This window comes from Paenibacillus sp. 01T424 (assembly GCF_056398745.1).
This window is the reverse complement of sequence record NZ_JBFTPZ010000042.1, coordinates 26526-38525: the sequence shown is the minus strand read 5'-3', so window position 1 is coordinate 38525 and position 12000 is coordinate 26526. Positions and strand designations below refer to the sequence as shown.

Genomic DNA, 12000 nt, shown 5'->3' with positions numbered 1-12000 from the left:
ATGTGTTAGGAAAATTCATCTGCGTCCTGCTGTTAGCATCCGCTATGCTGATCCATGACATCCCGAAAGTGAAAGCCGCAAGCAAACGAGATCGGTTTGTGTACATAGCGATGTTGGCGCCGCTCCTCTATCTTGCTGTTATCTTTTTAATAGCTAAGCCATGGCCTAGCCTCGATATGATTTTCAATTTATTTACCGAACCAGCTAAACTATTCATTCGTTGGCTCAATCCCTTGCATACGTGAGTTTTATAAAATTTGGAGGAGACCCCATGAAACAAAAAGAACGTATCAGTTCGATTCAAATGTCCATGCTGTTCCTTTTTTTCATGACAGGCTCCTCCATCGTCATTGTCCCTGCACCCTTAACGAACATTGCAGGCAATGGAGCATGGATCTCTCTTCTCATCGCCTCGGCGACAGGCATGCTTTTGCTGGCTGCTATCCTTTATTTAAACCGGCTAGCCCCAGAGCTTTCGTTGATTGAGCAAGGTCGCTCCGTGCTGGGAAAGGGACTCACCTTCTTGATATTGATCCCTTTCACCTTAGTATTGCTTTGGAATATTTCGGGCGTTGTCATTGAAATCGGAATCTTCTTCAAGAATACGATGATGAAAGAAACCCCTACCTATGCTGTAAGCACATTGTTTTTCATTATGATCGGAGTAACAGCGATGGCAGGAATCGAGGTCATTGCTCGGATGGCAGCTGTATTAATGTTTCTGATGTTCGGCTGTATTGTTCTTATCTTGATTCTGGTCTCAAACCTGTATAACACGCAATATCTGCTCCCTGTGATGCCAGATGGAATTGGACCAATCCTGAACGCCTCTTATGTAGTTTATGGTTTTCCCTACTCCGAGATGGTCGTATTTTCGGTCATCCTATCGTTTGTACGCAAGGATGAGAACGCTCAGCTGCGCAAACATATGTACTTTGCGCTTGTAATCAATTCCTTGACGCTGATTGCCTCGGTCATAAGCAGCATTATGGTACTGGGACCACTGTCCGGTGACTTGAAATACTCTTTGTACCAACTAGCCCGGCTAATATCGTTTCAGGAGGTAATCGAGCGAATTGAATCCATCATCGGATTCTCGCTCATCATAGGCTTTTATTTCAAAGCTTCTATTCTCCTGCTCATCCTGATCAAAATGTTGAAAGAACTTCTAGGCTTGAAAAATGAACGCTTGGTCGTATTTCCCGTAGCATTCATTTGCCTCATGCTGTCGTTAACCACCTATACGAAGGAATCTCAATTGGAGGAGTTCGTCAATGTGACATGGCCGCTGCTCAATAATTTTGCCTATACCTTACCCGTTCTTCTGATTTTAGTGCTCACAGTGATTAAGCATCATAGAAAACGGAGTAAGAAGCAATAGTTGTCATTGACTTGTTATTCAAACTAGCAATTAATAAAAAAGAGGCAGTCCCATCGGTCACTTAAGACCTTCTGGGACAACCTCTAGAATTGATTTACCTCTTAATTATGACTGAATTTCGTTTACGATTTGACGGAGAGCCTCTTCGAGCGGCGTGACTGGACGACCAAGCAGCTTCTGAAAATCATTGCTTTCCACTTCCAATGCTCCATCGCGAATCGCACTTTGAATCTGAACCAGAATAGGAACAACCGGTTCAGGTACGCCTGCACTGCTCATGATGCTGGCATAAGCAGTGTCATCCACTTGTTGAACAGGAATTTCCCGTCCCAAGACAGCGGCAAGAATGGAAACCAGCTCTTCTTGCGTCGTAAGCTTGCCGGACAACTCATAAACGGTATTTTCGTGGCCTTCGCCAGCGAGCACCGCCGCAGCTGCCACTGCATAATCGCGACGCGTTGCCCAGCCTACTTTGCCTGAACCCGCTGATGTCAGCCAAGGCGCACCTCCAAGGACCGCTTGAATGCTGCTGATCTCGTTCTCCAAATACCAGTTATTGCGCAGGAAGGAATAAGGAATTCCAGTGTTCTTAATCGCTTCCTCTGCAGCACGATGTACTGGCGCAAGAAAAAGTGAGCTCTCGCTTGCATTTCCTACACTGGTATACGCAATGAAACCAACATTAGCGCGCTGAGCGGCTGCTACGGCATCGGCATGCTGACGAATTCTCGTTTCGTTATCGCCGTCAGTTGATACGATCAATAGACGGTCGATGCCCGAGAACGCTTTATCTAGCGTTTGTGGCTGGTCAAAATCCCCATGACGCACATCCACTCCCCGCGCACGAAGGTGTTCAGCTTTCTCCGGATTGCGGACGCTGACAGCCAGATTCTCTGCCGGTATAGTCTCCAATAAAGTCTCTACTACAATTGATCCCAATTTCCCTGTTACACCTGTCACCAAAATTTTCATCGTAATTCCTCCATTTAGTTTAATGTATTATGATTACCCTTCGTTATAACCACCTTGGTTACAACTTGGGTATAAAAAAAGCTCAATGAGCTTTTTTGTTACACAAAATGAGCTGCGAGCTGGCTTAAGTTTACTTGAGCTAGCCTTTGTTCCATTGCAGATTGAGCTTCCTTCATTTCCAAACGAAGAGCTGCTTCAATATTTCGGCCAACCGGACACTTTGGGTTCGGATTATCATGAAAATTAAACAATTGACCATCCTCAATGACTTCCACGGCACGGTAAACGTCCAAAAGTGTGATCTCATCCCGATCTCTCAGCAAGGAAGCGCCTCCGACTCCTGGTCGAATATCTACCAAGCCTGCCTTCTTGAGCATCCCCATAATTCTGCGGATAATGACAGGATTCGTATTCACGCTGCCTGCAATATAATCGCCCGTACAATCATTGGAGCTAACGGCGATTAGAGAAAGGATGTGGACAGCAATGGAAAATCTGCTACTAATTTGTTTCACTTAGCATCACCACCGTTGTAACCATTGTAGTTACTACGAAGCGGATTGTCAATCCTTTAGAAGAAGATAAGCTTATTATATTCAAAACCAGCTTTTTTAGCCTGCCAAAGCAATTTTCATTTGCATAAGAAAAAAATTTTTGATAATATAACTGACGAACGTTCGTTAATGTGAGGTGATCTTATTGAAAAGCCAAGAAATTAAAGACATTGCTTTAAAGTTTTTCACAATTCATGGGTATGAGGGTGCATCTCTGTCTCAAATTGCCGACAATGTCGGAATGAAAAAACAGTCTCTCTATGCTCATTTCAAAGGAAAAGATGATCTATTTCTACAAGTATTACAAGATGCTAAAGAAGCAGAGGTCTCATCGAAGCTAAACTATTTGAGTAAAGTGGGTACCCAAAACCCTAAAGAGGATTTATTTGGATACCTGCAATTAGTCATTGATTTGTTTCAACAGAGCGAGCAGTTGAAGTTTTGGCTGCGTATGTCTTTTTTTCCGCCTCTCCATTTGGCGCCAGCCATTAATGAGGAAGTATTCGACTCGGAAAATAAGATTCAAACCGTACTCGAAGGCAAATTTCATGATTGGATCGCGGCGAAAGCCATTAGGGAAGATATAGCCTCCATCCCTACGCTTGCTTTCTTAGGTGTTGTTGATTCCATGATGTTAGAGCTTGCTTATGGGAATAATGAAAAACGTCTACAGGATAAATTAAATGCCTCATGGACTGTATTTTGGAGAGGTATTTCACAGCTATGATTTTACAGAAAGAGGTATTACTTCATGAAGAAACCATTGAAAGAACAAAAAACCGTCTTATTTATCCTACTAAGTAATATATTCATTGTTTTTCTAGGCGTGGGACTAATCGTCCCGGTTATGCCATCCTTTATGAATATTATGCATTTATCAGGCCAATCGATGGGTTATCTAATGGCGGCCTTTGCGTTTGCGCAATTACTCATGTCTCCCCTTGCAGGACGGTGGATTGACACTTTCGGCAGGAAGAAAATGATCGTTATCGGCTTATTCCTCTTCAGCATATCAGAGGTAATCTTTGGACTTGGCACACATGTATCCGTTCTTTACTTTTCCAGAATTTTAGGAGGTATTAGTGGTGCATTTATTATGCCCGCCGTAACCGCTTTTGTTGCTGATATTACCTCTGTGGAGGAAAGGCCCAAAGCGATGGGTTATATTTCTGCCGCGATTAGTATCGGTTTTATTATTGGTCCTGGCATCGGAGGTTTTATTGCTGAGCTGGGCGTGCGCGCCCCATTCTACTTTGCAGCTGGATTCGCATTAATAACCTGTATTTCATCCCTGTYTATTTTAAAAGAACCGCTATCCAAACAGGAACTTCTGGAAATTAGTCAGCTCAAAAAAGGGACCAACTTTGTATCTGATTTGAAACGATCGATTCAACCACAATACATTATCGCCTTTATAATTGTGTTTGTACTGGCCTTTGGCTTATCAGCGTATGAAACAGTATTCAGTCTTTTTTCTGATCATAAATTTGGTTTCACTCCTCAAGATATTGCAGCCGTTATTACAATTAGTGCAATCTTCGGCGTTGTCGTTCAGGTCTTTATGTTTGGTAAGATGGTGGATAAACTCGGTGAGAAAAAACTTATCCAAATATGCTTGATTGCTGGCGTATTTTTTGCAGTAGTATCCACCATGATCTCCGGCTTTTTAGCTGTTTTGATAGTCACGTCCTTTATCTTTCTCGCATTTGACCTACTGCGGCCAGCATTAACGACCTATTTATCCAAAACAGCCGAGAAAGAACAAGGCTTTATCGCTGGAATGAATTCCACCTATACTAGCCTAGGCAATATCGTCGGACCTGCGCTTGGCGGAATATTATTTGATGTAAACATCAACTATCCTTATCTCTTTGCTGCTGTCATCATGTTGATTGGCCTTGTCATTACGATGATGTGGAAAGAAAAACAATCAGCTGGCAGCTTGGCAAAATAATGTATGGAACGCTATTGAACAACTAACGCATCTTCCTTCTTCACAATACGCATTATAAAAAAGAAATCCGACGTCTTTTTGAAAGACATCGGATTTTTTCAAAAATATTAGTTGTCATTAATTAGAAATTTTTATTCGGGTTGCGTCTTTTTTAAATAAGCCCGCCACGTAATGCACCATTGCTTCGGATCATCGAGGGATGATTCATCATTTCGGTGTACGGTGCTGCTATGGGGAGCTGATTTCACAATTTCCGGCTGCGTATAAGCTTCGTTCGAGATATGCTCCAGCGCGTGAATGTATTCGTCCAAATCTTCTTTGGAATAGGACTCTGTCGGCTCTAAGGTGAATGGCTGCTTCACGATATACGGATGATGGGAAGTCCAATAATGGAGGCCAAAATCGCACATCCGACGAGTAATATCCTCGGTTGTGACACCCGTTTCCTCGGTAAGCTGCTTCCAGCTGTAACGAACCTGCTCTAGGCGGCGACCTTTGATGTAGGGTGCACTTGCTCCGCGTATTTGCAGTATTTTGTGATAAAGATAGTTATTGTTAAGAACTGCAGTCTGTGCAACATCCTTTAGTCCATCTGGACCTAAACTCATGATCCAAGCATAAGAACGAAGCACCGTTTGGGCAACACCATGGAAGCTGCGCACTTTGCCAATACTGCTTTCTGACTGATTCGCTAATACATACTGGCCATCAACATAATCAACGAGCGGCCCCGGCAAGAAAGGTTTAAGCGCTTCGCTCACGCCTAGCGCACCTGTAGCTGGACCGCCGCACATATGAGGAGCAGCAAAGGTTTTGTGCAAGTTGAAGAAACACATATCAAAGCCAGCTTCCTTCGCTCTGGTTATACCGAGCAAACCATTAGCATTAGCTTGATCATAGAAGCAAATGCCGCCCGCTTCATGAACCAAATCGGTGAACTCGCGAATACGGTGATTGAAAATACCGGTATCTTCCGGATTTGCTACGACAAATCCAGCGGTCCGCTCAGATATCGCATTTCTCAGCTTCTCCAAATCAGGGAATCCGTCTTCATCCGGATGAAGCGTAATGATTTTGTAGCCTTTAACTGCAGCTGTTGCAGCTTGAGATGGGTGGGAGAAAATCGTCGTAATGATTTCATCCCGCTGATCTCCTTCGCCCCGCGAATCATGGTATGCACGAACGATGGAAGCCATCGCGAGCAAAGCCTGCGTCCCGCTGCTTGGCTGAAACGAGAAGGCATCCATTCCGCTAATTTCACGCATGGCCAGGTCCATTTTATAGAAAATTTCTAAAATGCCTTGAACAGAACCTGCATCCTGCAACGGATGGAGCTCCGTCATATGCGGCGTGCGGATCAGCATTTCGTTAATGCGCGGAATATATTTCATCGTACAAGTACCTTGACCGATCTCAACGTTCAAATCGGAGCCCAGTGTCTCTTGCGAGAGGCGCAAATAATGGCGAAGTACTTTTGCTTGACCAATCTCGGGAAGCCCTGGCACATTGCTGCGACGCATGGATGCAGGTATGCGCTGGGTACCATCTCCTACCTCAGCTACAATCCCAGCCTCAGTTCCAGGCGGAATGACACCTCGCTCGCCCTGACGATGGAGTTCAAATATGATCGGCTCATCCCATTTGGCTTGATGGAAATTTCGGACTTTATGGTCCCTGCGAATTCGTTTCATGGCGCTTTCGTCCTTCCTCTGTATAAGTCAAACCTCATTTGCGAACGATCGTTTGAATCGTGTCTGCCAGTCGATCTAGATCAAGCTGCGAATGAATTTCCGTCACGCAGTACAGTGCAGTTTGTCCCCACTGCGGGAATGCAGCCGACAAATCTTTGCCTCCAAAAATTCCTGCTTCCAAAAGCTGAGCGTTTATCTGAGCGACCGTTAAACCAGTATGATTAAAATCAACAACAAACTCTTTAAAGAAGGCTGCTTCTCCGAATCGAAGAGAAACGCCTGGAATAGCTGAGAGCTTCTTCGCTGCATATTGCGACTTCTGCATGATCGTCTCTCCGACCTCTTGCATGCCGGTCGGTCCAAGCAAGGACAAATAGACGCCAGCTGTTATTCCCCACAATGCAGTTTGGGTGCCAACAGATTCCTTCCCTTTCTCACGCAGCGCAAAGGAAGTTCGCTCATATGCCACATCGCCAAAGCCATACTCGCCTTCTACCTCAGTAGGCACAATGCCGAACAATCTTGATGGATACTCCATGACATACTTCTCTTCATCACGGGTCGCAATAAAACCGGCTTGCCCCCCGCCATAATTCATGTGCATTCCAAGAGGCTGCAAATCTCCGCATACGATATCAGCGCCGTACTGGCTAGGCGGCTGAAGAACGCCAAGGGAGATGGGATCAACACCAACGATCGAAATCGCATCTACCGAATGCACAAGCTCTGATATTTCATGCCCTTGGTCTTCGATAATACCTAGATAACCAGGATTCTCGAAGTAAACCGCAGCGATATCGCTCGATAGCTTGCTGCGCAAATCATCTAAGCTCATTTTGCCCGTTGCCTCGTCGATTTCAACGAATCGAAGCTCCATCACAGGCGTGCAATAATTGTTGATGATCATCACTTTGTCAGGATCAACCGACCTTGGAAGCAAGGCAACTTTGCGCCCTGTCATACGCCCTGCCATCCGAATCGAAGTTGATGCAGCTTGCGCCCAGTCAAAAGTAGGGACGTTTACGACATCCATATCCACTAGCTCAGCCATCAAACTTTGATACTCAAACAACGTTTGGAAGCGTCCATGATCTTCATAGGGTTCACCTGCATAAGCCGTTACAAATTCGGAACGCTGATTGATCTCATCACAGACAGCTGGAATAAAATGTTGCCAGCAGCCTGCTCCTAAAAAATTCAGATAAGCTGCACCATGCTTATTTTTTGCAAGCAGGCCATCGATATGACGGCGCAGCTCATATTCCGTCATCGCTGGAGGAAGGTTCATCTCATGATTCAGCTTTAAGCTCTCTGGTATGCCTTCGTGAAGCTGGTCCATCGAGGTGAGTCCAATTTCCTTCAGCATCGCTTCGCGAACTTCAGGTACCGTATTCGGTATATAAGGATGGGCATACGTTCTGTTCTTAGGCAAAATAAACGCCTCCATTCATCGTTGTCAGAATTAGTTGTATCCTGTAGCCGTTCGTTCTTAAGCAATACCGCCGCCATCCACAACGAGCACGCTTCCTGTTACCCAAGAAGACATATCGCTTGCTAAGAACAGAACCGCATTCGCAATATCACGCGGCGTTCCAAGCCTTTCAAGCGGACGACCGCTGGCAGAGGCGACAAGGAATGCTGCCTCGTCCTGCTGCAGCTGCTTTGCTTCATCGCGCAGGAGAGGAGTATCCGTATCGCCAGGTGAAACGCAGTTCACACGTATATTGGCGATTCCGTGATCGATAGCCATCGCCCTCGTCAAATTCACGACACCAGCCTTGGCTGCGCAATAAGCTGCAGCCCGATCTCCGCCTTTTAGACCCCAGCCCGAACCCGAATTAATGATACTTCCTCCACCGCTGCGTTCCATGATAGGAATGATATATTTGGAGAGCAGATAGACACCCTTCAAGGAAACATCCAAAACGAGATCCCAGTCGCGTTCTTCCAGCTCCACGACAGTCTTGCGACGAATAACGCCAGCATTGTTGAACAAGATATCTACTCGGCCATGAGCAGAATCAATTTCTGCTGCTGCACGCTGGCAATCTGCTGAAGAGGTCACATCGCAGCGCTGAAAGCTCGCTTGGCCTCCCTTTTCCCTTATTCCTTTAACCGCCTGCTCACCCATCGCCTCATTAATGTCAATAAGGATAGCTGCTGCACCGAAGCTGGCAAGAAGTTCAGCTGTCGCAAGTCCAATTCCAGAGGCGCCTCCGGTGATTACGGCTACTTTTCCCGATAGATTAAGCATGTCTTGTGTATGAAGCATCATCATTTCTCCTCCTGTTGTAGTAGATTCGCTTCCTGTCTCATGTGATGGCTGAGCCTCTCGGGAGCCGTATCTTCTGAAAGATAAGGCTTCAGCAGCAGTCTGAAACGGAATTCCTCTGCCGCAACTTTGTTTTCCAGTGATTGAGAAGGTCCACAGCTATTGCTGCCAAGACCATTCTGGCGATAATCCAAATTAAGTGTAATAAAATCCCGCGGAACAAGATCACTCGCATGCTGCGCTGCTTCTAAGTCGCCATCCGTATAACGTCGAGCGCTGAACTCAAGCGCCTTTACACCTGTCGCCAGCAGCCCAATTCCACTGCTATCTGTAATAGATACAAAGCGAACATCCATACGATTCCCGTTCTCTTGTGGATAGATATATGGGGTAAATAGTTCATCAACTGAATTTGTATACACACCAAATCTTCCTGCTTCTTTGCTGTCGGAATAATTTTCTCCCGGACCACGGCCATACCATTTGACATTATCCATTTCTGACGGCATTTCCAATTGAAATCCAATCTTAGGAAGCATAGCAGGCGGCTTCCCTTCAGGTACGCCATGCACATCAATCATGATTAAGCCTGTGCCTGTTACAGTGTAAGTCGTTTCACAGCGGAAGCCCCAATCATAGACAGGCGGAGCAATTCGGGAGGACCAGCTGATCCGAATCGTCCCTTCATTCAATCGCTCCCAATGGCAATCATCGATTCGTTCCGTCAGCTTATCGAGATGCGCCTTGCGCCAATCGGGCAGGACATACATATCGTTGTCAATCGGGGCTCGCCAGAAGTTGAGACGCGGCCCTTTATTTATTAACTCTTGTCCGTTTATTCGGAGTGAGCTGATCCCTGATTGCCGTGAATCGAATATCAAATTGAAATAATCGTTCCCCATGCTAATCTGTCGTCCATCCTCCATGCACGATAAGCTAGGAATAGGTAAACTTACGGCTGCTGCCAAAGTCAATCCTTCATTGGCATAATCCCCGACAGCTCGGGTTGTTGAGCAGCTCCGCGCAGGTTCAATGGCAAACTGCGCCCATGCGATCTCATGCCCTCTCTCTCCCCACATGCAGGATGCTGCAAGCGAGAAGCCGATATTCAGCCAGCGCTCCGCCCCCTCCACGGATAAGGACAACTGCGAATCATTTCGCATAGGAATACGAAGCTCTGCACTTTCACCGGGTGTTATCCTAGGCAGCGAAAGTACACCACTTTGGACAATCCGTCCTTCTACTGTCACATTCCAATCTGCATATAGATGATCCAGCGTTAGGAAGTCATACCGATTCGTAATTCGTATACGATCATTATTTATATAGTCGACTCTGACAGGCTCGATAATCTTCTTATATTCAATGAGTCCGGGTGAAGGCGTTCGATCTGGTCGAACAAGGCCATCAATAACAAAATTGCTGTTGTTAGGAACATCGCCATAGTCACCACCATAAGCATAATCAACTTTGCCATCGGCTGTTTTCCTGCGAATGCCGTGATCGATCCATTCCCATACGAAGCCGCCCTGCAATCTTCGATGAGCATCAAAGGTATCAAAATAAGGTTTGAGACCGCCTGGACCATTCCCCATCGCATGAGCGAATTCACATAGGATATGCGGCTTAGGATGATCAACCAGCTGACCAAAACCTTCCATCTTCTCTACGGAGGAATACATCGTGCTCACGATATCGCACACTTCTGCTTCACGATCCTCTTCATAGTGAATAAGGCGGGTCGGATCGTTTTGTTTGCACCATTCCGACATTGCCCGGAAGTTGCAGCCAAAGCCAGACTCGTTGCCGAGCGACCAGAACAGAATGGAAGGATGATTCTTATCCCTCTCTACCATACGCCTCATCCGCTCCACATACGCTTCCTGCCATGCTGGGTCATCGCYTAGCTTAGCAATATTGCCCAAAAGCTCGAAGCCATGTGTCTCTAAGTCCGTTTCTTCCATAACATACAAACCGTATTCATCACAAATATCATAAAATCTCGGATCATTCGGATAATGTGCCGTTCTAACCGCATTAATGTTATGCTGTTTCATCATTTTCACATCTTGGATCATCGTCGATAGGGTGACTGTTCGTCCCGTATCAGGGTGATGGTCATGACGATTTACGCCTTTGAGCAAAATGGCTTTGCCATTCACCAGAAATTGGCCGTTCTTTACTTCTATCTTCCTGAAGCCCACCCGCTGAGCAACGGTCTCGATCATTTGTGCATTCTGATCCACAATACTAATTGTCAGATGATACAAAGCAGGAGCTTCCGCACTCCAAAGGGCTGGCTTCACAATTGGAATGGCGAAACTTGCTACGAAAGTCTGACCATCAGCAGAAGCAATTGGATTCATCGCTGAACAAACAAATGCACCTTCAGGGCCAAGCAGCTCCAGCCGAACTTCACCTYGCAGATCCTCACCACTCAGTTCCACCTGTACCGATAACATCGCATCGCAGTATTCACTATCCAAATCGGTAACGACTCGGTAGTCCACAATACGAACCGCTGATGGCTCCGAAATCAAATATACATCTCGAAAAATACCGCTCATATACCACATATCCTGATCTTCCAAGTAGCTGCCGTCCGACCACTGGTATACACGAACAGCTAGACGGTTGATACCCGTCTTCGCATAAGGCGTCAAATCAAACTCTGATGTCAATCGGCTTCCTTGGCTGTATCCCACGAATGTCCCATTAACCCACAAATGAAAGGCACTATCTACGCCATCGAACTTGACGGCAAGCTTTCTTCCATTCCAATGTGCAGGCAGCTCGAATTCTCGTATATAGCTGCCTGTTGGATTATCATTCGGTACATGAGGCGGATCAACAGGGAATGGATAATACAAGTCTGTATAATGCGGACTTCCATAACCTTTCAGCTGCCAATGACTTGGAACCTGAATATCATCCCAGCTAGATGTATCATAATGGTCTTCATAAAATCCATCCGGTGCCCACTCAGGCCCCTTCGCATAATGAAACTTCCAACTGCCATTTAATGAGCGGAACCAAGGGGAGCTCCCTCGGTCATAGCTCAAAGCTCCAGCACGATCGGAATACGGGATGAAATATGATCGGCTTTTCGCACGTCCACGTGCAAGTATGGCAAGGTTATCCCAATCGCGTTCTATTTTCTCGTTTCGCATCGATGC

10 protein-coding genes are annotated in these 12000 nt (G+C 45.9%); 4 read left to right on the top strand and 6 right to left on the bottom strand.

Annotated elements, in window-relative coordinates:
* Positions 1-2: 2 nt before the first annotated feature.
* Both AC1DPK_RS26150 and AC1DPK_RS26145 read left to right on the top strand, forming a co-directional pair.
* Positions 3-245 carry a hypothetical protein gene (locus AC1DPK_RS26150; RefSeq protein ID WP_441880865.1) on the top strand — a complete coding sequence of 81 codons (243 nt, stop codon included), beginning with the start codon at positions 3-5 and terminating at the stop codon, positions 243-245.
* Positions 246-271: 26 nt separating this feature from the next.
* Positions 272-1381: a GerAB/ArcD/ProY family transporter gene (locus AC1DPK_RS26145; RefSeq protein WP_477512119.1), complete on the top strand. Its 1110-nt coding sequence runs from the start codon at positions 272-274 to the stop codon at positions 1379-1381.
* A gap of 105 nt (positions 1382-1486) precedes the next feature.
* Here the strand turns inward: AC1DPK_RS26145 and AC1DPK_RS26140 are convergent, their stop codons facing one another.
* Positions 1487-2353: an SDR family oxidoreductase gene (locus tag AC1DPK_RS26140; protein ID WP_477512118.1), complete on the bottom strand. Its 867-nt coding sequence runs from the start codon at positions 2351-2353 to the stop codon at positions 1487-1489.
* Between the two features lie 98 nt (positions 2354-2451).
* Complete coding sequence (locus AC1DPK_RS26135; protein ID WP_339203942.1) at positions 2452-2868, bottom strand: Rrf2 family transcriptional regulator; 417 nt, start codon at positions 2866-2868, stop codon at positions 2452-2454.
* Between the two features lie 184 nt (positions 2869-3052).
* On the opposite strand from AC1DPK_RS26135, the gene AC1DPK_RS26130 reads away from it, so the two are divergent.
* Positions 3053-3634: a TetR/AcrR family transcriptional regulator gene (locus AC1DPK_RS26130; protein ID WP_076270492.1), complete on the top strand. Its 582-nt coding sequence runs from the start codon at positions 3053-3055 to the stop codon at positions 3632-3634.
* A 24-nt stretch (positions 3635-3658) separates the two neighbouring features.
* The gene (locus AC1DPK_RS26125; protein ID WP_477512117.1) at positions 3659-4861 is read left to right on the top strand and encodes an MFS transporter; all 1203 of its coding nucleotides are present in this window, start codon (positions 3659-3661) and stop codon (positions 4859-4861) included.
* Between the two features lie 131 nt (positions 4862-4992).
* On the opposite strand, the gene gcvPB is transcribed toward AC1DPK_RS26125, so the two are convergent.
* Genes gcvPB through AC1DPK_RS26105 form a run of 4 tightly spaced genes read right to left on the bottom strand, consistent with a single transcriptional unit; the run spans position 4993 to position 11994 of the window.
* Positions 4993-6552, bottom strand: coding sequence for an aminomethyl-transferring glycine dehydrogenase subunit GcvPB (gene gcvPB, locus AC1DPK_RS26120; protein ID WP_477512116.1), 1560 nt, complete (start codon positions 6550-6552; stop codon positions 4993-4995).
* Between the two features lie 34 nt (positions 6553-6586).
* Positions 6587-7999 carry an aminomethyl-transferring glycine dehydrogenase subunit GcvPA gene (gcvPA, locus tag AC1DPK_RS26115; RefSeq protein ID WP_477512115.1) on the bottom strand — a complete coding sequence of 471 codons (1413 nt, stop codon included), beginning with the start codon at positions 7997-7999 and terminating at the stop codon, positions 6587-6589.
* 42 nt (positions 8000-8041) lie between these two features.
* On the bottom strand, positions 8042-8824 hold the full coding sequence (locus AC1DPK_RS26110) for an SDR family NAD(P)-dependent oxidoreductase (protein WP_076270534.1): 783 nt from the start codon (positions 8822-8824) through the stop codon (positions 8042-8044).
* Between the two features lie 2 nt (positions 8825-8826).
* Positions 8827-11994 (bottom strand): glycoside hydrolase family 2 TIM barrel-domain containing protein, encoded by a 3168-nt coding sequence (locus tag AC1DPK_RS26105; RefSeq protein ID WP_477512114.1) that lies wholly within the window; start codon positions 11992-11994, stop codon positions 8827-8829.
* Positions 11995-12000 lie beyond the last annotated feature (6 nt).

What these genes read in the sequence shown, in the direction of transcription:
- AC1DPK_RS26140 (WP_477512118.1), bottom strand. Translation starts at nt 2,353, where the DNA reads ATGAAAATTTTGGTGACAGGTGTAACAGGGAAATTGGGATCAATTGTA.
- gcvPA (WP_477512115.1), bottom strand. Translation starts at nt 7,999, where the DNA reads ATGGAGGCGTTTATTTTGCCTAAGAACAGAACGTATGCCCATCCTTAT.
- AC1DPK_RS26110 (WP_076270534.1), bottom strand. Translation starts at nt 8,824, where the DNA reads ATGCTTCATACACAAGACATGCTTAATCTATCGGGAAAAGTAGCCGTA.
- AC1DPK_RS26145 (WP_477512119.1), top strand. Translation starts at nt 272, where the DNA reads ATGAAACAAAAAGAACGTATCAGTTCGATTCAAATGTCCATGCTGTTC.
- gcvPB (WP_477512116.1), bottom strand. Translation starts at nt 6,552, where the DNA reads ATGAAACGAATTCGCAGGGACCATAAAGTCCGAAATTTCCATCAAGCC.